Source organism: Rhizobium sp. BK196, assembly GCF_014193255.1.
Classification (GTDB): domain Bacteria; phylum Pseudomonadota; class Alphaproteobacteria; order Rhizobiales; family Rhizobiaceae; genus Rhizobium.
In genome coordinates, this window is the sequence record NZ_JACHZB010000009.1 from 60,755 (window position 1) to 80,642 (window position 19,888).

Sequence of the window (19,888 nt, forward strand, 5' to 3'; positions counted from 1 at the left end):
GTGCCGTGGCTGTTGTAGTACTCGATAAAATTTGCAAGACCTTTGGAACCAAATTCCACGCGATCAAGGATCTTAGCCTGACGATAAATGATGGCGAGTTCCTCATCCTCGTCGGCCCTTCGGGGTGCGGGAAGTCGACGGCATTGCGCATGATCGCCGGGCTGGAGGAGATCAGCAGCGGGACCCTGAGCATCGGTGGAGAGAATGTCGAGGATCTCGCGCCGAAGGACCGGGACATAGCAATGGTCTTTCAGAATTATGCCCTCTATCCGCATATGACGGTGTTCGACAACATTGCCTTCTCGATGAAGCTTGCGGGCAAGAACAAGGAAGAGCGCACGAAGCGGGTCAATGAAATCGCAAAGACACTTCAGTTGCATACGCTGCTCGACAGCAAACCGGCCGCGCTCTCCGGCGGTCAACGCCAGCGGGTCGCCATGGGACGCGCAATGGTACGGGAACCGGCAGCTTTTCTCATGGACGAGCCCCTGTCAAATCTCGATGCCAAGCTCCGCGTACAGATGCGTGCCGAAATCGTCAGCCTGCAAAGACAGCTTGGCGTGACGACGATTTATGTGACGCACGATCAGACCGAGGCTTTGACCATGGGCGATAGGGTTGCCGTCTTGAAGGGCGGCGTCCTTCAGCAGGTCGACACGCCAAAGACATTGTATAGCCGACCGGTCAATGCCTTCGTTGCGGGTTTTATCGGCTCGCCGTCAATGAATCTGTTCGAAGGCCGCTTGCAGAACGGCAGGATCGAGCTGCCGACCTTTTCCATACCGGTCTCGACGACCGCATTCGAGCAATCTCCCGGTCTGAGGGCGTTCGAAGGCAAGACGATCATCTTCGGCATTCGCCCGGAAGACCTCTACGACAGCGGTCTGGAATCGGGATCACGCTACGCGACGATCCCGGCCCTTGTGAAATCAATCGAGGAACTGGGCTCCGAGCTGATCGTGCATCTGAAGATCGAAGCAGTGCGGATCGATTCCGGTGATCCCGATGCCGTCGAGGACTTGAGCGGTGCGGCAAACGCCGTCGCGAAGTTCGAAGCCGTCAGCACAGTCCAGCCGGGCGAAATGATCAACTTGGCGATCGATGTGGCCAAACTGCATTTCTTCGATCCCCAGACGCATCTGGCAATCTAACAAGATCCGCGGTGGCGCAGCTGGTTGGCGGGCGGTCGCAGGAGCGCCTGCTTACTCAATTGTTTGAAGGTGCTCGCCACCATCATCGCCGCTCATTGCCGCCGGCACAGACGCCAGGCTCTCTTTTGTTGTCGTTGGCACCGAACTGCTACTTAAAGTGGCGCAACAGCTCGACCGAACCCTGCTTTTCCCATACCGCTCAAAGCCTTTCATTTGTTTTCCTTTGAACGCCCACCTTTCATTTGTTTACGAAAGTAAAGAAAAAATGCAACACGAGCAATATGTTGGAAAGAAAAAAACGTATCGAGGTTGAAGGCTAAAATGTTTGCAAATCAATAGGTTAAAGGCATGTCCAGCACTCCTGGAGCCTTCTTGCTTTTTCCGATTGCAGTTCTTCATTGACAGCCAGAGGGCTCAAGGAACCTACTTTGAGCTCGATCGGGAGGATCGAGCAAAATATCATTCCTAGGGAGGGAAACATGAACGTCAGAAGATATATCATGGCGGCTCAGTCGGCGGTGGCCGCCTGGGCACTATGCGCTACTTGCGCCTTTGCTCAGACCAATCTCGAGTTCATTCAATGGTGGGAACCAGAAATGCCCGCCGGCGCTCTGCGCAGCATCATGGACGACTTTGAAGCAAAAAACCCCGACATCAAGGTGACGCTCGTCAGCGGTCCCTATTCCGCCACCCATGATCAGATCGTTGTCGGAGCCGCGTCGGGGACACTCAGCGATGTTGTCGGCCTGGACGGCGCATGGGTTAACGGCTTAGCAAAGCAGGGCGCAATTGCCTCGATGGACAGCCTGATGGCTGATGCCAAATATGATCAGAGCCAGATCGCCGATATCATCAAGGTCAACGGGCAAAGCGTCATGTTCCCGCTTGCCTCGTTCGTCTACCCGGTCTTCGTCAACCTCGATCTGGCAAAGGCCGCCGGTGTCGAGAAGATGCCGACAAACCGCAGCGAATTTGCCGCTGCCGCAAAGAAGATGACCGACGCAGACAAGAATCAATATGGTTGGGTGCTGCCGCTTTCGTTGCAAAATCCCGGCGGCATCCAAAATGACGTGATGTCCTGGGTCTGGGCATCGGGAGCATCCATGCTGAAGGATGGCAAGCCCGATCTGGAAAATGCCTCGGTGGTCGGCACGCTTGAATACATCAAGTCGCTGCAGGACGCCGGCGTCATCTCGCCTGGTATTTTTGCGAAGAAGGAACAGGACAAGGTCGAAGAGTTCGTCAACGGACGTGTCGGCATGATGATCGACTCGTTGGCGCACATCAATCTCATTCGCCAGCGGAACCCCGATCTCAAGTTCGGCATCTCCGCCCTTCCAGCCGTCGACGGCTATACTGGCAAGCGCGGGCTGCCCTATGCTTCCTGGGGTATCGGCATCAGCGACAAAAGCGAGCACAAAGCGGAAGCCTGGAAGCTCGTCGAATATCTGATGAGCCCGGAAGTGAACAGCCGTCTCGTGTCGATCGCCAATGCCTTCCCGGGCAATATCCACGCCAAGCCCGATTTCTCCAAGTCAGATCCGCTGTTTGAAGAAGCTTTCAAAATTTTCCAGAGCGGAAAGCTCGCCAACGAATTCGTCGGACTGCCGGTGGCAGAAGATCTGATGCGTCAGATGAACGTCGAAGTTCAAAAGATGTTCGACGGTCAGCAAGGCGCAAAGGAGGCAGCCGCCAATACGCAGAAGCAATGGTCGGCCGAATTCGCCAAGTAGTCTCCCAAGACGGTAGCGGCAGCGTGATAGACTTCAATCACGCTGCCGCTACACCGCGACCAAGCAATGCGTTACGACCAGGGGGAAATTACCTCTCATGAGCCTCGCCACAGAAACATCGATCCGCACGCGTGTTAAAGTTCGAAGGCCCGGCATTCTTTCCTACAAGACGCGAAAGAGGCTTTTACCCTATCTATACGTCGCACCGGCGACGTTTCTTTTCTGCCTGCTGATGCTGTTTCCCATGCTCACCGTCCTGCGCTATTCGCTGATGGACGGTGCGATCACAAAAAAGGACGCGTCCTTCGTCGGTTTGCAGAATTATGTGACGATCTTCAAAGATCCTGTTTTCTGGCATTCGGTCGGACAGACACTCTACTTCACGATAATGAGCGTCATCTTCCATCTTCTGATCGGTCTGGCCTTCGCCCTTCTGCTCAACAGCCAGCGTGTCGATCCGTTGATCAGAAGCATTCTGCGGGTTCTCTACATTTTGCCCTGGCTCTTCACGGCGGTGATCATAGCGATCATCTGGCGGCTGCTGCTGGACCCCAACGGCGTCGTCAACAGCATTCTGATGACGCTCCATATCATCGACTTCAAGGTCGAGTGGTTTTCTTCCACGACAACCGCGCTGCACGCGCTGACCTTTGCGAATATTTGGGCGGGATACCCGCTCTACATGGTCAGCCTTCTCGCCGGTCTTCAGGGCATTCCCAAGGATCTCTACGAGGCCGCCGGCATTGACGGGGCAAACGAGTTCCAAAAATTCCGCTACATCACGATCCCGCAATTGATGCCGATCATCATCAGCATCGCCTTGCTTGATTTCATCTGGACGATGCAGGTCTTTCCCCTCGTGTGGATGACGACGGGAGGCGGTCCGATCTACGCGACCGAGGTGCTCAGCACCTACACCTACAAACTCGCTTTTTCGAGTTATGAATTTTCGCGCGCCTCGGCGAGCGCAATCTTCATTCTGATCATCTCGATGGGCGCCACGTATTTCTACATCAAACATCAGAAGGCTAGGTGACCGGCAATGGCAAAACGCTCTCTCAGTCGCACCATCGTACCGACCCTCCTGACATATCTCGGGCTGGCGGTCGGGTTGGCCTTCGCGGGCTTTCCGATCCTGTGGACGTTTTTCACGTCCTTGAAATCGAATACCGAGATCTTTGCCCTGCCGCCGCGGCTGCTGCCGGACCATTTCACCAGCGTCGCCTATCTTGCGATCTTCAACGACCCGACGAAGGTTCGTTTCTTCATCAACAGCTATCTCGTTGCGGGAGTGGTAACGGTTCTCACGGTGCTGATCGCCATCCTGACGGCCTATGCTTTCAGCCGGTACAAATTCCGGCTCAAGAAAACGCTGAACGTCTTCATCATCAGCACGCAGACCGTGCCGCCGATCACGCTTTTGATCCCCTATTTTGGCATGGTCGTCGCCTTCGGTATTTTCAACACCTATTTCGCGCTGATTTTGACCTACATGGTCTTTACCCTGCCTTATGCGATCCTTCTCATGACCGGCTATCTCAATACCTTGCCAAAGGAACTCGACGAGGCGGTGCTTGTCGACGGCGGGTCGAGCTGGACGGCGCTATGGCGTGTGATCATCCCGCTGTCTGTACCTGGAATTGTCGCGACGGCGGTCTATACCTTTCTGCTGGCATGGAACGAATTCCTCTTCGCCCTGACTTTGACGAAGTCGATGGACATGCGGACGGTCCCGATCGGTATCGAGCTTCTTATGGGGCAGCATGCGTTCGAATGGAACGAGATGATGGCGATGAGCGTGCTGGGATCGCTCCCGCTCTTGGTTCTGTATTTAATTGCTCAACGCTACTTCCTGGCCGGCATGGCGGCCGGATCGGTGAAGAGCTGAGCAGCGGTCGCGCGCTGATAGGATTCTTCTGCAGCCGTTGCAGATGATTTGCGCGGGAGGGGTCGATGGCCTGCCCAAGCTGCCATAGTCAGGCTTAGCGAAGGCTTTAAGAGCGGGTTTCATCGGTCAGACTGGCGCACGCTCCCGTTGTCGCGGAATGTCTGATTTTTGCAACTTCGCGGAAGTCGAAAATAGCGAGCAGGGAAGTCCGCGAGCTCGATACGTTCACCGGAGCTGGTGGGGCTTCCGAATATGCTCCTGATCTGTCCCCGCGCGAGCTTCGTCGAGGTACTCGCGCTTCTGGCCGACCGTCAGGTAGTCCTCCCGGATCGTCAGCAGCTTCTTGTGTCCGTCGAGCCGCTAGGCGGGAACCGATGGCAGTGCAAAAGGTTAAGTCTCGCCAAAACGGAGGAGAGTCGAATGGATATTGATAAGATTAGACAGCGCGCGCAGGAAATTTGGGAAGCCGAAGGGAGGCCCGAAGGACAGCACGAGCGTCACTGGCGACAGGCCGAACAGGAGCTGTCGGCGGGCGGCGAGTTGCCGCAAACCTCCTCTCCTGCTCATCATAGCGCGACTGGAATTCCTGGCGGACGAGGCAAGAAAAAGTCGAGTGCCATCCCTTCACAGGGCGGCGAACCGGGCGAACTCGCATCGGAGAACAAGTAACGACAGCGGTCGAGGGATTTGCTGTCACCCAGACGCTATCTAAGTTGATCTCGGGCCCGTGGCTGAGTAGGCCCGCTGTTTAGCTGGATCGGCAGCGCATGCTATTCGATTGATGAAGATAGACGGCGGCGGGCTTCGGCCCGCCGCGGCTGTCACATTTGTTCGGCTTGAGCGCCGCTGTTGGGCAGTGCCGGGCCGAGGACCGGTTGCGAACCGAGCGGCTTCATCGATGCCGTGACAAACTCGCCTTTACCGTCGACAGATGGACCTTCTGACCAGCGGCCTGCCGCAGACGGTGACCCGTCTTTTTGGAAACCCAAATAAGCGTAGCTGAACTCCTGGTTTTCCTGTTCTTGAGGGAAACTATTCGGGATCGGGAAGACGCCGGTCGATCCGCCGAGCTCTTCCAGTGCCGCCAACCACTGGTTTTGGTGCATGGTGTCGCGAGCGATCAAGAACGACAACATTTCCTTCATACCCGGGTCGCTCGTCAGATTGTATAGGCGGGTCGCAAGGACACGGCCGGTCGACTCGGCCGCGACGTTCGCTGTCATGTCTGCTGCGATATTGCCGCTCGCATAAATGTGGGACATATCGAACGGGACGCCGTCGGAGTCGACGGGCATCGCCGACAGACCGGCTGACAAAAGGTTCTTCATATTTAGGCCGCCAAGGACGGCGCTTGCGACCGGGTCGGCGGCAACCTCGTCCTTGATCGAGACCGGGGCGCCCTCGAGGTTGAGTGCCACGGCTGTTGCCAGCATTTCGATGTGGCCGAGCTCCTCAGTCGCCGTGTTCATCAGCAAATCGCGGAATTTCGGGTCGCCCCGGGCGCCGCAGGCTTGAAAGAAGTACTGCATAGCAACGCGGATTTCGCCTTCGACGCCACCAATGGCCTGCTGCAGGGCTCGTGCGAACTGCGGGTCGGGCGTTTCCACGCGAACCGGAAATTGCAGCTTGTTGTCGGTGTAGAACATTCGTCTCTCCTGGGTTTGGGGTGGAGGCCTGCTAACCTGAAGGAGAAGACAAAGTTCCCGGGCCGCCGAGATGACGGTGCGGCCCGTTCGGTTCCGTACACAACTCGGAGCCTTGGGAACTTGCACCCCATGTGAAGGTTTGTCGTGGCGAAACAAATGAAGGTCTTTCATGGACAAGGTCATCGACGTCGATTTCCCCGTGACCTGGCAATCGCCCGTCTTCGTCCGGATTGGCAACGGCACGCGAGAACGCATTGACGCGCCGGACGCGGCATTGGCGGCGCTCCTGCACCTCTGGCCGGCTAGCAGTCAATCGGAATACGCGGTCGCCAAGCATCGCTGCGCCGACGCGATCGCGCAAGGTAGCCCGGACCTTGCCCGCCTCGCGTTTGGTGAGGCGGCGGTCTCGGCTAGGGTGCTCTGATGATAGGAATAGAGCGGCGGCCCACACGAAGCTTCCCGCTGTCCGCGGGGCTGCTTCTGGGTCTCGGGATCGGAGGTTTCTTCGACGGTATCGTTCTTCACCAGCTTCTTCAATGGCACCACATGCTCAGTTCCTGGTATCCGATCACCACGATCGAGGAACTTGAATTAAACACCTTCTGGGACGGGGTCTTCCATTCCGGGACGTATGTCCTTGTGCTTGCTGGCCTCTTCATCCTGTGGCGGTCTGGCCGCCTCAGCCATTTCCGCTGGTCGGCGAGCGAACTCTTCGCGACGATGCTCATCGGTTTCGGAGCGTTCAACCTTGGCGAAGGCATTATCGACCACCAGGTGCTCGGCCTGCACCACGTCAACGAAACCGTTCCTCGCGGGGAGTGGTTCTTCTGGGACTTCGGGTTCCTTGTCTGGGGTGTGGCGATGGTCGCCATCGGCGTACTGTTCATGAGACGACGCCATGGCTGAGATGCTACGTGAAGTCCGCACTGCGTTAATCTGGGCTGCTTTCGGTCTCGGCCTTGTCTTGGCGACGCGACCGGTGTGGTCGGTTCTTCTATTCGGCCCAAACCTTGCGCTTGAAGACTTGCTTTTGCTGCGCTGCTTCGGCCTTCCGACATGATGCATCGGTTACAGGCAACATCCTTGAAGCCATTGACGGAGCGGATGATGACTTCGAATAACGATCGACTTGGCCGTGAGGCCGAACGCCGCGTCTCTCGCCATATCGTCATCATTTGCGGCGGTTTCGGCTGCCAGGCTTGTGCGATCGAACCGGTAACGCGCCGGAACCAACGTCACGGTCGTTGACCGCCGCAATCGCACCCTTTCCCAGCCGCTGCGACACTTCAATATAAATTTGAATTTTGGACTTTACTGATCAATCCATCATCGCAGGTGAGGTGCCCATCTGGGATGTGACGCACTTACGGCTTTGCATAGATCTAAAGCTTTTAAGCAACGATCTGCGTATGTTTTTTGCATGAACAGCAGGTCGAGTAAACGCGCGCTGAGCTATTCAAGCAGCCACGCCCGCGAGTAGGCAGGCGCGGTTCCCTTGATGAGAACCCAGTCGAAAGGGTTTCAGTTCCGGCTACTCGTCCGCGGACATCGCGTTCAGGGACTTGCTCCTCTCAAAGCGTATCGATCAGGCCGCCATCAACACGCATGGAAGCACCGGTCGTGGCTGATGCAAGCGGGGAAGCCAGATAGGTTACGATGTTGGCGATTTCCTCGACGCTAGCCGCGCGTTTAATGATGGAGCTGCTCCTATGTTTCCTGACGAATTCCGCGGCTACCTCCTCGATCGGCTTGCCGGTCTTTTCACGCTCGTCGGCGAGCATAGCTTCGACGCCTTCAGACAATGTTGGACCCGGAAGAACCGAGTTGACGGTCACTCCGGTACCCGCCATGCGCTTCGCAAGCCCGCGGGCGACAGCGATGTCGGCCGTCTTGCTGACGCCATAGTGGATCATCTCGACGGGAATGTTGAAGCCGGATTCCGACGCGATGAAGATGACGCGGCCCCAGTTTGCCTCCTGCATGCCTGGCAGATACGCGCGGGATAGTCGAACTGCCGACATGACGTTTACCTGCCAGTGCCGGTCCCATACTTCGTCGCTGGTATCGAAGAAGTCGCTTGGCTGGAAGATCCCGGCATTGTTGATAAGGATGTCGACATGCGGCAGCTTCGATACAAGCGCGCTACATCCTTCGGCGGTGGCGAGATCGGCCGCGACCGCCGTGACGCTGGCCTTGGCACCCTCGTTTCTCAACCGTTCGGCGGCCTTCGCGGTCTTGTCTTCGGATCTGCCGTTCACGGCAACGTCCGCGCCCGCTCTCGCGAGCTGCCGAGCGATCGCGTAGCCTATGCCCTCCGTGGACCCTGTCACCAGGGCTGTCTTTCCTTTGAGATCGATCTGCATATTCTGCTCCTGTAAGGTTGGACGTCGATTAAAGATTGCTCATGCCGCCGTCGATGACGAGCTCGCTGCCGACGATATAGGACGCCTCGTCCGATGCGAAGAACACCACGGTCTTCGCCACTTCCGACACGTCACCGAACCGACCGACCGGGATCTGGTTCTGCACACCTTCGGTCATCGCCTTCATGTCGGCTTCCGACATACCGAGCTTTCCGTAAAGCGGCGTCGCGATCGGGCCAGGGCTAACGGCGTTGACGCGGATGCCGCGACCGACCAGCTCGCCCGAGAGCGTCTTTGCCAGCGTCAGGAGGGCACCCTTCGTCAGCGAATAGACGCTCGAGTTCGGCATGCCGATATGCGCGTTGATCGACGTGTTTAACACGATCGAGGCGCCCTTCGAGAAGATCGGCAGGAGAGCCTGGATGAGGAAATAGGGGCCCTTCACGTTCGTCGAAAACGATTTGTCGAAGTCCGCTTCCGACCAGTTCTCGACGGGACCGAACTGAGCGACGCCCGCGTTGACGAACAGGATGTCGAGGTGGCCGAAGGCTTTCGTGACCTGGTCGACCACCTCCTTCTGACCGGGGACGTTGCCGGCGTCGGACAGAATGACGATGACGTCTTCGCCAAGCTCCTTGCGCGCCTTTTCGACACTGGCAGCGCTGCTGCCCGTCACGGCGACGCGCGCGCCTTCGGCGACGAATTGGCGAGCCGTTTCAAGGCCGATGCCGCTGGTGCCCCCGGTTATGAGGGCGGTCTTGTTAGCAAGTCTGCGCACGGTTGATTTCCTTTTGCGTTGTTGAGACGGCCTCGATGCCGGGGTCGATGACAATGATTTACAACTGGAGAGCCGTTCGAATTAGTGGGCCGAAACCAATTCTGTTGTTCGGCATTGCCGAACACTTTAAGCCTTTCGGGCAAACGCTCCAAAAGAGGCTCTTGTAGCCGTATGGCATCGCGGCAGTAAGGACATGTCTCGATGCCATTCAAGGAAATGTCCCAGCACAGGAAATACGTTCCTCACTCCTTCGTGCTGCGGAGGAAGTCGGAACTCCCGTTATTGCCGTCGTCCACTGACGGAATGCTCTGCGGGGGCGCCGGCACCAGTTCTGGTGACGCAGAGCCCTTTTGAATTCGGTTCGGCGCCTCAAGCTTTCACTGGAAGGTTGGTCCGCTCGCGACCCGATGGGTTCCTGGGCGAGCGTTCCTGGCTGCCATGGACAACGCGTCCACTATCCTCTCGGGACTCTCCGGTATGGTGACGACAGCTCGGCCCTCGGGGTTCTCGATAAGACTGGGTGCCACGGTGATGCCATCCCCAAGCCTGACGTCGATGATGGCGATGTCTGCTTCGGAGCCGAGTTCCAGAGCCTCTGACTTGTTCCCGCGATGCCGGTGATTTCGAATCCGGCGCCGACCGCGACGTCCTCAATCATCAGAGCGATTTCCGGTTCGTCTTCGACAATGAGCAGACGCATATTTCGTCTCCAGGCGGCTGAAAAATCGGTGCGGCGCTCTTTCGCGCCGCCAATCGAAACACTCCCCAACCACAAGCGGTTCCACGTCTAGGGCCTGAGTCTCACGCATCCCCGACTAAGGTTTGAGAATTAGGATGCGTGGTTGACATCGCGCGCGCCCGCGCCCTTGCTGCGGTTCGCATGAAAGATGTCCGCGGACCAGATCTCGATGCCAGGCCCGGCCGCTTCCTGTTCTTCACCAAAGTCCGGACTGACATGTCCGCCCTCTTCCACGAAAGTAGAGGATCTACGTCGGACCAAAGTCCGTTTGCGTCCGCAGAACAAAGTTAGAGTGTAGGCGTGTTGAAGGCGATGTTGGAACGATGTCGGCGGCGCGTTTCTTGCTCTGAATTGAATTTATGAAAACCGCAGAAATCGAAATGCAGTCCCTTCATCCCTACGAAAGTAACCTATTGGTTGACGTGGCGAGAGATCTGCAATGCTTTTGTATACAGGCGAGAATCGAGGAGACACATTTTGTTCTAGCCAGCCTCTGGTCTCAGTAGTCATCCCGGCCTTCAATGCTTCCGCCTACATCGAGCGCACGCTTCGGTCGGCTATGCGCCAGACCTACGCCGCCTTGGAGATTATCGTTGTCAACGACGGCTCCACGGACGACACGCCAAAAGTCGTCGAGAAGATAGCGATGTCAGATTCTCGGATCCGCCTCCTGTCCACGCCGAACAGCGGTGTCGCCGCCGCAAGGAATACCGGGATCGAGGCGTCATCAGGTAGATTCGTGGCATTCCTTGATGCGGACGACCTGTGGCACCCGACGAAAATCGAAAAACAGGTGAACGCTCTCACCCGGTTGTCCTTCCACTGGGCTGCGGTTTACACGTTGCATTATATCATTAACGAGGACGACGAGATCATTTGCCCTAGCAGTTCCGATGTCGCGAGAGGATATATCTATGCGCGGCATCTGAATGTTAAATATATAGGCAACGGAAGCGCGCTTCTCGTCCGGCGGAATGCCGCGCTTTCGATTGGCGGATTCGATCGCTCGTATGCCGCAGCCGGTATTGGAGGATGCGAAGACCTTGATTTCGAGCTCAAGCTAGCCTCACGCTACTTCATCGAAGTCGTTCCTGAACGGCTGGTGGGATATCGAAAGCATCCCGGCAGCATGTCTTCCGATCACCTGCGAATGGGCAAAAGTGCGCTGGAGGTCGTCAGGCGTTCGCTGGCCGCAAATCCGCATCTCCCCCGATACGCGATCGGTAGTGCAATCGACGCCACGCAAAAATATGCGTTTTGGGAGTTCCAGCAAGCTCGGAGAACCTATCTGTCACTCGTGATGCTTCGGTCTATATTGCGAAGCGACCCGTGTTTCGTGGTTGGACTTGTGCTCCAGAAGGGTCTGCGCAGAATACAACGCTGTCTTGGTCTGGGGACGAGCATAGCAAACCGTGAAGATCAATCGCGAATGATGAGGTCGAAATTCGACGATCAACTTGCTCCTTCGTGTCTGGAATGCCCAAAGGAGACCCTGCGGTTACGACGTCGTCTGATGCGGCTGGCTGCGGTGGATGCAAAGCTAAAGTCAACTTTCCTAATGCGGACGAACGTTCAATGATAGAAAGATCGCGGGCGTTGGAAGCAGGCCCGCGATGCTTTCAACTCATTTGATGACCTCAATCACCGTGCGGGTCTTCGGATTGACGAGCACACGCTTTTTGTTGACGACCACATAGCCGTAATGAGGTTGATCGGGGATTGTGTGGACCTGGACGGTGTCAGGAAGCGCCGTACCGACTGCGACGTCACCTTCATTGAACAACGCATTCTGTCATCGTTTGGTGCAGCTCAGGCGCGGATTGGTTCCGCGCCTGTTCATTTGCCTATCAACAACGAGGGCCTCAGTGTCGCGCAGGGCGTCTACTTGGTATTCTTGTGGCTCTGCTCGCCAGCCTTGACATGCTGCTCGTGGCTGCCGCCCTGCTTGCCGGAGGAGCTAGAACTCTTTTCCGACGCGCTCTTACTGCTACTGCCCGACTTCGGGCCGCCCTTCGTCTGTGATCCGCTTGTAGATGGCATGTTGCATTCCTCCGTAAGAGATCGGCTTGATCTCGAGGAGAGAACTTCCATCCCGTTAAAGTGTTCCAGGGATGGCAGGGGTCATGGTAAGGGGCCGCCACCGTCGGCGACATACGTCGCTGCATGGGAAGGCCGGAAGATTGGTGGCTGAGCGTTCGGGCGAGCCGGGCGTAGGACACGGCCAGGCGGTTTCCAGTCCATTTAGTGAGACAGGAGGATCCTGCGATGGCGTCGTTGACCTAACGCCAACGCGGTCCATGGCGCCGGCAGAATGGGCATTATCGCGAACGTTCCCGACGTGAAGTTTGCACAGATACAACCCATAGGCGATGGTGAAGTTTTCAACACTAAGCGTTGACTCCACTATCTGCGTCGTGTAGAAAAACGTCATCGATCTTTTGCTTGCCGAGCTTTGTCTACCGCGCGATTGGCACCGCGCTTTAAGCGAACTTCTCTTTCAAAAATAGTCGGTTCTCCGCTGCGTCGCATCTGCTTCGCGGTCCCTCACTCTATGCTTGAAAGGGTTCATCATGACCACTGGCACAGTAAAATGGTTCAATTCCACTAAGGGCTTCGGCTTCATCCAGCCTGACAACGGCGGTGCTGACGCCTTCGTTCATATCTCAGCTGTCGAGCGCGCCGGCATGCGCGAACTCGTCGAAGGCCAGAAGATCGGCTTCGAGCTTGAGCGCGACAAGAAGTCGGGCAAGATGTCGGCCTGCAATCTTCAGTCCGCTTAATCGATATCTGCTTCCCTTGACCACGGATGTACTGGCACTGCCGGAAGCACGCTATCAGTTGGAGGCCAGGCACTTGCCTGGCCTTCGTCGTTTCGGCGCACAACGGAAAGCTAAAGTTCTGATGACAGAGACATACAGTAAGGCACGCCACAAGGCCGAGATCGCATTTGGGAATCTCCAGACAGAGTTCTTCTCCAAGAACAATGCGGTCGAAGAACTTGCATCGCAGGCACTGGCCCGGGGCGCTAAAACCTTGCGGCTTCGAGAGGCGCGTCTGGCCAAAGAAGAGGCTGCGCGACTTGCCGCCTCAACTACCGCGCCCCTGAAGCCTTCCAAGGGCGGCTGATTACCTCCCAACTCACGTCAGGAAAATACTTGAAAAACTCCAGAAATAACGATTTCGCCGATCGACGTTCTGCCGCCGCGGACGCCAAGGCATCCCTCCTCAGCGCCTACCGCGCCGCGAAAACTGCTGCTGAGCCTACCAGACTGGCACGTCAAGCCGAGCGCATTTCGGTTGTCGCAGCGCGTGAGGCCAGAAGCGCCGAACGGAAACGTCTCAAGGCTGAGGAGACTGCTCGGCTCGAAGCAGAGGCGGCTGAACAGCAAGCAGCTGCGCAGGCTACCATCCTCGCTGAGAACGAGGCGCGCCAGTCTGCCGAAAATGCCCGGATCGCACGGGTCATCGAAGACGAAGCGGCACGTAAAGCCGAGCGTGACAGACGATATGCCAATCGCAAGGCGAGGCAAGCGTAAGCAGTTGAAGTTTCGGCTCCACTTCCAGTCTGCGGTAGTTGAGCCAGCCAGCCATTCACATTACTCACACCTTGGGAGCCACCGATGGCACCGAATACAAACGAGCTCCAGGCGATCAATACTGCCTGGCAAATCGCCATACAGGAAATCCTGCGCATGGTCATTCGTGACCTTTATCATGCAGGCGGGGAGGCAGCCTTCAACGGCCACATTAAGCGGATTGAAGAGGCCGCCGTCGACAGCATTCAAACCGATCTAAGGCTAAGAGGCACAGACGAGTGGACCGAGGTGTTGGTCAAGGAGCGGGCCAGCAACTTTGTAACGACCTTGTTGACGTCATTCACTTACGACCGCGCGTGAGAACCGATAGACTAAGGAGTTCAGGCTAACGGCTTTGGGGCTGTCGGAGAGCGAGAGGTGGCCCATACTTCATCCCTGATGACGTCTCTATGACGAAAGTTGACGTAACTTCAGGCGTTCGTAACCGATGTTCTGATCCCACGTTGTCCTGTTCGTCCTAATCTGTGATCGGCTTTCCATGGACGAGCAACGGAAGTTTCTCCATGGAGAGTACATTGGAGGTTCTCGTATAATCAATTTTTCGCGTAAAAGCGGTATGCGGTCAACCTTTGTTGCTGATTAACAGCTGCCGTCTCACAGGCATCGAAAACAGACAGTTATTGCAACGGAATAATCGAACCGGACGTCGCGTAGCAGACGGCTTCATGCCGTTCCCCGCCGATCCTGACGAAACCTGGATCGAACTTGGCGTCGATGGCACGAGGCAGGTTCCCGCAACACTTCGCTGTATGGTAACGTCAACGTCAGCACCAGGTTCGATGGCGACGGCCAGGAAGGACCGGTGAGTGTGAATTGGTGAGTTTTTCATCGCGTCAACCAGACCTGGGGATTGTGCTCGCCCCAGCATCGTGATCTCGGCATGTTGGCACTTCGAAAAAAGCTTTCCGGAACAAGAATGGCGTCAGGTAGTTAACCGCGCAACGCTGAAGTTAAGGCATATGAGGAACCTTGCCTCTTTATATCGTCATCCGGTTTTCTTTTGCCACGACAGACATCCATGAATTCATCAGAGCAATTGCCCACTGACCGTCTTCAGCAAGTTCTCGACAGCGCCATACATACCGGCGTCATTACGCTCGATCCTGATGGTGTCATAACGAGCTGGAGCAAAGGAGCGACCCATCTGCTCGGTTGGACTGAAGCGGAGATGCTCGGAAAGACGCTGGTCGAGATTTTCCCCCCAGAGGAAGGCGCGTCGGATCTGCTTGCCATTGAGCTGGAGGACGCGAGAACGAATGGTAAGGGGGGAGGGGAAGGATGGCGCCTGCGCAGGGACGGGGGGCGGATCTGGGCTGTCGGCGAGACCACTCCGCTTTTCAGCCATGAGCAACACCTCATCGGCTTCGTGAAAATCCTACGAGATCGCACCATGGAACGGCGGACGGAGATCGCGCTCCGCGAGCGCACACGAGCTCTCGAGGTTCTTAACCGTGCAGGGGCCGGCCTCGCAAAGGAAACCGATCTTGAGCGCGTCGTCCAACTGGTGACGGACGCGGGGGTCGAACTGACCGGAGCACAGTTCGGCGCATTTTTCTACAACGTGGTCAATAACGTCGGCGAGAGTTACATGCTCTATTCGCTCTCGGGCGTGCCGCGAGAGCTGTTCTCCGGATTCCCAATGCCGCGCAATACCGAGGTCTTTGCCGCGACGTTCGACGGCGAAGGCATTGTCCGAACCGCCGACATCACGCAGGATCCGCGCTTCGGCAAGAACCCTCCTCACATGGGCATGCCGAAGGGGCATCTTCCGGTCCGCAGCTATTTGGCGGTTCCCGTCATTTCTCGAACCGGCGAGGTGATCGGCGGCCTGTTCTTCGGTCATGGCGACGTCGGAGTTTTCGACGAAGCGTCAGAGCGTGGGCTGGCGGGCCTTGCCGGCGAAGCGGCGGTGGCCATCGACAACGCACGTCTCTTCGAGGCGGCGCAACGGGAGTTGCTGGAGCGGCGGCGGGCAGAGGAGGCCCTGAAGGAGCTAAATACCAATCTTGAAGACCTTGTGAGACAGAAAACCGATGAACTCACCCGCAATGCCGACGCCTTGCGGCAGGCACAGAAGATGGAGGCGGTCGGGCAACTCACAGGCGGCGTTGCGCACGACTTCAACAACTTGCTGCAGATCATTGTTGGAAACCTAGATACGCTGTCGCGGAACCTGCCGCCGGAAGCAGGTCGGCTCCGGCGCGCCGCCTCGCAGGCAATGAATGGCGCCAAACGTGCTGCGGCGCTCACCCAACGCCTTCTTGCGTTTGCCAGGCGCCAGCCGCTTGACCCGAAGCCCATCGACGCGAACGCGCTGATCCGGGGGATGTCTGAGCTCTTGCATCGGACGCTGGGAGAGCTCTTTCAGCTCGAGGTCGTTCTCGCCGGCGGACTCTGGAAGACGGAAGCCGATCCGAATGAGCTCGAAAGCGCTTTGCTCAATCTGGCCATCAACGCGCGCGACGCGATGCCGAACGGCGGAAAGTTGACGATCGAGACCTTCAACGCGCATCTCGATGAGGCATACGCAGCGAGCCACGTTGAAGTGATACCGGGACAATACGCCGCGATTTCGGTTTCGGACACCGGAACGGGTATGGATGCCGAAACCCTTTCTCGCGCTTTCGAGCCGTTCTTCACCACCAAAGAACAGGGCAAAGGTACCGGCCTCGGGCTCAGCCAGGTCTACGGCTTCGTGAAACAGTCGAAGGGGCATGTGAAGATTTATTCCGAGGTTGAAGAAGGGACCACGGTCAAGATTTATCTGCCCCGCCTATCGTCGGAATATTCCGACGAGGAGACCGCCGAGCCTCTCGCAATTCCCGAGGCGGCAGTTGGCGAGACCATTTTGGTCGTCGAGGACGATCCTGACGTACGAGCATATTCCGTGGAATCGCTCAAGGAACTCGGCTATCGCGTATTGGAAGCTAAGGACGGCCCGGGGGCACTGCAGATCCTGTTGGCAAACGGGCCGGTGGACCTGATTTTCACGGATGTGGTCCTGCCTGGAGGATTGAGCGGTGCAGACGTGGTTGCCAAGGCAAGGGAGCTACAGCCGTCGTTGAAAGCCCTATTCACCACTGGCTATTCCCGCAACGCAATTGTCCATCACGGTCGGCTGGATAAAGGCGTTCACCTGCTGCCGAAGCCATTTTCGTTCGAGGACCTGGCGGTGCGCGTCAGAGCCGTGCTTGAAGGCTGAGGGCGATGACGGTCCCAACCGTGCTGACCAATTGTCACATCAACTTTCAGTTACTGACGTCGCAGACGATGACGCGGTCCCGATAATGTGCATCGTCGCCTGTTGCCAGACGTTCTGTGGATGAGAGCAGTTCCGTCAATGCCTCGAAGCGCTCTCGTGCCTTTCTCAACACGTCGGCACTGGCAATGGGAAGGTCGATGACGGCTGCGAGTGCGCTAACGACGCGCCGCGACGCATTTTGAATTTCATAGGAAGACAGATCGGAGTTCAGGATCTCCGTCGCCAAGATGAACTTGGCGCGATAGCTTGTCGCGTTTTGAGCGGAGATTAGCCATTGGCGGTACATGTGTTGCATGGCGCGTTAACGCGTCATCTGCCAAAAACGTGCCTTTTCATCTGCAAACAGGGTAAATCGCATTTCAACTAAAACCTAAACGTCAATTAGTGGGACCTCATTAAACCGCCGCGCCATAGGTCGGGTGTTGGCGCCGAATAATCAGCTCGATTATGCCGGCGCCTCGAGATCACTCCAGCGCAATGGGGATAGTTCCTCGCCGAGTTCCATAAATCAACGATACTCCGTACGAGGGAATACCTGGGCATCGGTTCGTATTCCCTCAACTGCGAAGCTTGTTGGCATGAGGGATGCTCCATCATGGCGGCGGCCCGCTCAAGTTTGCTTTTGGCTTCCCTGCGCGGATCGGCGGCCGGCGATAGTCGAGGTGGCGCGGAACGCTCTCAGGAACGCTGTCGCAGTAGTTGAGGCTCGCCAGAACAGGGCGTTCTGTCCCTGCCTGCTGATTTGTATTGGGTCAGCAACAGCCCGGCAACTGAGATAATGATCATGGCTGCGCCGATGAGGGTGGGCGTCGTTACGCTTTCCCGGAGAAACATCCAGCCCAGGGCAACGGCAATGATCGGGTTGACGAAGGTGTAAGTGGCGACCAACGAGGGCGATATTCGCTTCAGAAGCCAGGTATATGCCGCGAAGGCAATCACCGTGCCGAACAGAATTAAGTAAGCCAAGCCACCGAGCGAAACGGCGGAGATCCGGTTCGGCTGCAGTGCGTCCAGTTCGCCCGACAGCGCGCTAATTGCCGCCAGCGCAACTCCGCCACCGAGCAGTTCGATCCCCGCGAGCCCGGTTGAGGCAAACTTAGCGGAATAGCGCTCCGATATGACTGTTCCGATCGCCCAGGACAGTGAAGCCCCCAGCAGGAAAATCAGATCCATGAGGTGCACCGCGCCTGCATCGGCGGATATTCCCTGCCAAGCGATGAGAGCGACACCTGCAATGCCGGGAACAAGGAGCGCCACCGTTGTTCCGGTCGGTCGGTCACCTCCGGGAATGAAGGCCTGCAGGAGTACTATCCAGAATGGCATGGTTGCCAGCACCAGAGCGGCCACGCCGGACGGAACGTGTTGCTGCGCATATGCCAGAACGCCGTGGCATCCGACGAAGAAGAACAGGCCACAGGCTGCCGCGACAGCCCACATCGGGACTGAAGGATTTTGGGCACCCCTTACCCTCGCATAGCCGTAGAGAATGGTGCCTCCGATCAAACAGCGTATGCCCATCAAAAGAAACGGTGGCAGCGTTTGCAGGCCCAAAGCTAAGGCAAGATAGGTCGATCCCCAAATGACATAGATCGCGGCAAAGGCCGCGCCAATCGTGATATGCGTCCTTGAAAGCATCATGGCTGGTCCTAACCTTTTATAGGGTTAGGCTTCAAACGTGGATCCGAGTGATGAGTTCCTTAGAATACCGACATTCAAGCGCCGTCGGTGACCCCAAAGAGGAATTGGCGATCCGGTTTGTGAACACAGCGGCTTGGCGGTTGCGCTCACCCCGTGAGGAGCGGCTTCCTGACGCGCAGGCATTTTTGCACTGGCTGACGGCCAACCTGGCTGGGAGTGAGCAGCAGTTGGCACCGATCAATGTGCGCTGGCGCGCGCATCAACATGATGGCGCCAAAACCTACGAGGCGGCGATTGCATTGCGCGAGGCTATCTATGAGCTCCTCGTCGCCCGCATCGCAGATGTCGCCCCGCCGATCGCGGTTCTCGAGCATTTCAACGCTCACTTGGTTCGGCCCGCGGATGGAATAAGGCTTTGGGCGAGGGCGAGCGAACTTGCCTGGGATCTCCGTGAAGCCAGCGATCGGGATCTGTTCAAACCCATCACCACGTCTGCGGCAAGCCTCATGACCGGTCCTAAAGCGCATCGTATCCGGCAGTGCCAGGATGATCGCGGCTGCGGCTGCCTGTTCATCGACGAGAGCAGGGCGATGAACAGGCGCTGGTGTTCCATGGGAGATTGCGGGAACCGTGCAAAGGCACTGCGGCATTACCGACGTTCGCGCGGTCGAATCGACAGCTCCTCCAGCTAGTAGCGTTCTCTTCGACTTGGGTAGGAAGCGAACGGTATGCGGCGTCTCGTCGAGCGCAAAATGTCTTTGCGGGTTTTGCCCCGGCCTGCAGAACGATTGCATGTGATTGGACGCCGCCAACTAAAACACGCCGTTCGCTTGGTACAACGCCAGCACCTGCGTGGGGGCTGGCCCGCTGCAAATAGCATTCCATCCGACCGTTCGGCGAGCTTAGCTTTTCGACGACACTGCGAGAAGTCCGCGAAGGCGTGACGAAAAAACGATAGATACGGTCCACTTCTCAGAAGGCGCCGGTCTTGATCGATCCGACCTGTTGCCTTTGCATTTGGCTCTCGGCTGACACAGCAACTGGAGTGTCAGACGTTCGAAATCGCTTGCTGCCATTGCCGAAGGGATTTGTCA

20 protein-coding genes and 2 pseudogenes are annotated in these 19,888 nt (G+C 57.2%); 15 read left to right on the forward strand and 7 right to left on the reverse strand.

What is annotated here, in order from left to right; all coding sequences use genetic code 11:
* The first annotated feature begins 5 nt into the window (after positions 1-5).
* The 5 genes from ugpC to FHT78_RS24750 all read left to right on the forward strand — a co-directional run bounded on the left by ugpC (position 6) and on the right by FHT78_RS24750 (position 5,441).
* Entirely contained in the window at positions 6-1,151 is a 1,146-nt protein-coding gene (ugpC, locus tag FHT78_RS24730) for a sn-glycerol-3-phosphate ABC transporter ATP-binding protein UgpC (protein ID WP_183749210.1), read from the forward strand.
* A gap of 479 nt (positions 1,152-1,630) precedes the next feature.
* Positions 1,631-2,884: a sugar ABC transporter substrate-binding protein gene (locus tag FHT78_RS24735; RefSeq protein WP_183749211.1), complete on the forward strand. Its 1,254-nt coding sequence runs from the start codon at positions 1,631-1,633 to the stop codon at positions 2,882-2,884.
* 97 nt (positions 2,885-2,981) lie between these two features.
* On the forward strand, positions 2,982-3,920 hold the full coding sequence (locus FHT78_RS24740; protein WP_183749212.1) for a sugar ABC transporter permease: 939 nt from the start codon (positions 2,982-2,984) through the stop codon (positions 3,918-3,920).
* Between the two features lie 6 nt (positions 3,921-3,926).
* On the forward strand, positions 3,927-4,772 hold the full coding sequence (locus tag FHT78_RS24745) for a carbohydrate ABC transporter permease (RefSeq protein WP_183749213.1): 846 nt from the start codon (positions 3,927-3,929) through the stop codon (positions 4,770-4,772).
* Between the two features lie 420 nt (positions 4,773-5,192).
* Positions 5,193-5,441 (forward strand): DUF2934 domain-containing protein, encoded by a 249-nt coding sequence (locus FHT78_RS24750; protein ID WP_183749214.1) that lies wholly within the window; start codon positions 5,193-5,195, stop codon positions 5,439-5,441.
* Between the two features lie 152 nt (positions 5,442-5,593).
* On the opposite strand, the gene FHT78_RS24755 is transcribed toward FHT78_RS24750, so the two are convergent.
* Positions 5,594-6,418, reverse strand: coding sequence for a manganese catalase family protein (locus FHT78_RS24755; protein WP_183749215.1), 825 nt, complete (start codon positions 6,416-6,418; stop codon positions 5,594-5,596).
* Between the two features lie 169 nt (positions 6,419-6,587).
* Here FHT78_RS24755 and FHT78_RS24760 point away from each other — a divergent pair, with 169 nt between their 5' ends.
* Both FHT78_RS24760 and FHT78_RS24765 read left to right on the forward strand, forming a co-directional pair.
* Positions 6,588-6,842, forward strand: a complete 255-nt coding sequence (locus FHT78_RS24760) for a DUF982 domain-containing protein (protein ID WP_183749216.1) — start codon at positions 6,588-6,590, stop codon at positions 6,840-6,842.
* Complete coding sequence (locus tag FHT78_RS24765) at positions 6,842-7,324, forward strand: DUF2243 domain-containing protein (protein ID WP_183749217.1); 483 nt, start codon at positions 6,842-6,844, stop codon at positions 7,322-7,324. Before FHT78_RS24760 ends, FHT78_RS24765 begins: the two co-directional genes overlap by 1 nt.
* A gap of 665 nt (positions 7,325-7,989) precedes the next feature.
* Here FHT78_RS24765 and FHT78_RS24770 read toward each other — a convergent pair.
* Together FHT78_RS24770 and FHT78_RS24775 are read right to left on the reverse strand one after the other, a co-directional pair.
* A complete protein-coding gene (locus FHT78_RS24770) occupies positions 7,990-8,781 on the reverse strand; it encodes an SDR family NAD(P)-dependent oxidoreductase (protein WP_183749218.1) in 792 nt (263 codons plus the stop codon).
* A 28-nt stretch (positions 8,782-8,809) separates the two neighbouring features.
* Positions 8,810-9,559, reverse strand: a complete 750-nt coding sequence (locus tag FHT78_RS24775; RefSeq protein ID WP_183749219.1) for an SDR family oxidoreductase — start codon at positions 9,557-9,559, stop codon at positions 8,810-8,812.
* Positions 9,560-9,735: 176 nt separating this feature from the next.
* On the opposite strand from FHT78_RS24775, the pseudogene FHT78_RS24780 reads away from it, so the two are divergent.
* Positions 9,736-9,858 (forward strand): annotated as a pseudogene (locus FHT78_RS24780) (DUF982 domain-containing protein); the annotation flags it as partial.
* An 879-nt stretch (positions 9,859-10,737) separates the two neighbouring features.
* On the forward strand, positions 10,738-11,877 hold the full coding sequence (locus FHT78_RS24785; RefSeq protein WP_183749220.1) for a glycosyltransferase family A protein: 1,140 nt from the start codon (positions 10,738-10,740) through the stop codon (positions 11,875-11,877).
* A 45-nt stretch (positions 11,878-11,922) separates the two neighbouring features.
* Here FHT78_RS24785 and FHT78_RS24790 read toward each other — a convergent pair.
* Positions 11,923-12,084, reverse strand: a pseudogene (locus FHT78_RS24790) (DUF1236 domain-containing protein); the annotation flags it as partial.
* A gap of 95 nt (positions 12,085-12,179) precedes the next feature.
* Complete coding sequence (locus FHT78_RS24795) at positions 12,180-12,338, reverse strand: hypothetical protein (RefSeq protein WP_183749222.1); 159 nt, start codon at positions 12,336-12,338, stop codon at positions 12,180-12,182.
* Positions 12,339-12,868: 530 nt separating this feature from the next.
* On the opposite strand from FHT78_RS24795, the gene FHT78_RS24800 reads away from it, so the two are divergent.
* The 5 genes from FHT78_RS24800 to FHT78_RS24820 all read left to right on the forward strand — a co-directional run bounded on the left by FHT78_RS24800 (position 12,869) and on the right by FHT78_RS24820 (position 17,096).
* Positions 12,869-13,078: a cold-shock protein gene (locus tag FHT78_RS24800; protein ID WP_183749223.1), complete on the forward strand. Its 210-nt coding sequence runs from the start codon at positions 12,869-12,871 to the stop codon at positions 13,076-13,078.
* Between the two features lie 121 nt (positions 13,079-13,199).
* On the forward strand, positions 13,200-13,424 hold the full coding sequence (locus FHT78_RS24805; RefSeq protein WP_183749378.1) for a hypothetical protein: 225 nt from the start codon (positions 13,200-13,202) through the stop codon (positions 13,422-13,424).
* A gap of 29 nt (positions 13,425-13,453) precedes the next feature.
* A complete protein-coding gene (locus FHT78_RS24810) occupies positions 13,454-13,834 on the forward strand; it encodes a DUF6481 family protein (RefSeq protein WP_183749224.1) in 381 nt (126 codons plus the stop codon).
* Between the two features lie 84 nt (positions 13,835-13,918).
* Positions 13,919-14,194, forward strand: a complete 276-nt coding sequence (locus tag FHT78_RS24815) for a hypothetical protein (protein WP_183749225.1) — start codon at positions 13,919-13,921, stop codon at positions 14,192-14,194.
* Between the two features lie 718 nt (positions 14,195-14,912).
* On the forward strand, positions 14,913-17,096 hold the full coding sequence (locus FHT78_RS24820; RefSeq protein WP_183749226.1) for an ATP-binding protein: 2,184 nt from the start codon (positions 14,913-14,915) through the stop codon (positions 17,094-17,096).
* A 46-nt stretch (positions 17,097-17,142) separates the two neighbouring features.
* Here the strand turns inward: FHT78_RS24820 and FHT78_RS24825 are convergent, their stop codons facing one another.
* Complete coding sequence (locus FHT78_RS24825; RefSeq protein ID WP_246715410.1) at positions 17,143-17,451, reverse strand: hypothetical protein; 309 nt, start codon at positions 17,449-17,451, stop codon at positions 17,143-17,145.
* Between the two features lie 383 nt (positions 17,452-17,834).
* Positions 17,835-18,794 carry an EamA family transporter gene (locus tag FHT78_RS24830; RefSeq protein ID WP_183749227.1) on the reverse strand — a complete coding sequence of 320 codons (960 nt, stop codon included), beginning with the start codon at positions 18,792-18,794 and terminating at the stop codon, positions 17,835-17,837.
* A 50-nt stretch (positions 18,795-18,844) separates the two neighbouring features.
* On the opposite strand from FHT78_RS24830, the gene FHT78_RS24835 reads away from it, so the two are divergent.
* The gene (locus tag FHT78_RS24835) at positions 18,845-19,486 is read left to right on the forward strand and encodes a CGNR zinc finger domain-containing protein (protein ID WP_183749379.1); all 642 of its coding nucleotides are present in this window, start codon (positions 18,845-18,847) and stop codon (positions 19,484-19,486) included.
* Positions 19,487-19,888 lie beyond the last annotated feature (402 nt).

Excerpts from the sequence above, each read along its gene's own strand:
- FHT78_RS24735 (WP_183749211.1), top strand. The coding sequence starts at position 1,631 with ATGAACGTCAGAAGATATATCATGGCGGCTCAGTCGGCGGTGGCCGCC.
- FHT78_RS24740 (WP_183749212.1), top strand. The coding sequence starts at position 2,982 with ATGAGCCTCGCCACAGAAACATCGATCCGCACGCGTGTTAAAGTTCGA.
- FHT78_RS24745 (WP_183749213.1), top strand. The coding sequence starts at position 3,927 with ATGGCAAAACGCTCTCTCAGTCGCACCATCGTACCGACCCTCCTGACA.
- FHT78_RS24750 (WP_183749214.1), top strand. The coding sequence starts at position 5,193 with ATGGATATTGATAAGATTAGACAGCGCGCGCAGGAAATTTGGGAAGCC.
- FHT78_RS24755 (WP_183749215.1), bottom strand. The coding sequence starts at position 6,418 with ATGTTCTACACCGACAACAAGCTGCAATTTCCGGTTCGCGTGGAAACG.
- FHT78_RS24760 (WP_183749216.1), top strand. The coding sequence starts at position 6,588 with ATGGACAAGGTCATCGACGTCGATTTCCCCGTGACCTGGCAATCGCCC.
- FHT78_RS24765 (WP_183749217.1), top strand. The coding sequence starts at position 6,842 with ATGATAGGAATAGAGCGGCGGCCCACACGAAGCTTCCCGCTGTCCGCG.
- FHT78_RS24770 (WP_183749218.1), bottom strand. The coding sequence starts at position 8,781 with ATGCAGATCGATCTCAAAGGAAAGACAGCCCTGGTGACAGGGTCCACG.
- FHT78_RS24785 (WP_183749220.1), top strand. The coding sequence starts at position 10,738 with ATGCTTTTGTATACAGGCGAGAATCGAGGAGACACATTTTGTTCTAGC.
- FHT78_RS24795 (WP_183749222.1), bottom strand. The coding sequence starts at position 12,338 with ATGCCATCTACAAGCGGATCACAGACGAAGGGCGGCCCGAAGTCGGGC.
- FHT78_RS24800 (WP_183749223.1), top strand. The coding sequence starts at position 12,869 with ATGACCACTGGCACAGTAAAATGGTTCAATTCCACTAAGGGCTTCGGC.
- FHT78_RS24805 (WP_183749378.1), top strand. The coding sequence starts at position 13,200 with ATGACAGAGACATACAGTAAGGCACGCCACAAGGCCGAGATCGCATTT.
- FHT78_RS24815 (WP_183749225.1), top strand. The coding sequence starts at position 13,919 with ATGGCACCGAATACAAACGAGCTCCAGGCGATCAATACTGCCTGGCAA.
- FHT78_RS24820 (WP_183749226.1), top strand. The coding sequence starts at position 14,913 with ATGAATTCATCAGAGCAATTGCCCACTGACCGTCTTCAGCAAGTTCTC.
- FHT78_RS24825 (WP_246715410.1), bottom strand. The coding sequence starts at position 17,451 with ATGCAACACATGTACCGCCAATGGCTAATCTCCGCTCAAAACGCGACA.
- FHT78_RS24830 (WP_183749227.1), bottom strand. The coding sequence starts at position 18,794 with ATGATGCTTTCAAGGACGCATATCACGATTGGCGCGGCCTTTGCCGCG.
- FHT78_RS24835 (WP_183749379.1), top strand. The coding sequence starts at position 18,845 with ATGAGTTCCTTAGAATACCGACATTCAAGCGCCGTCGGTGACCCCAAA.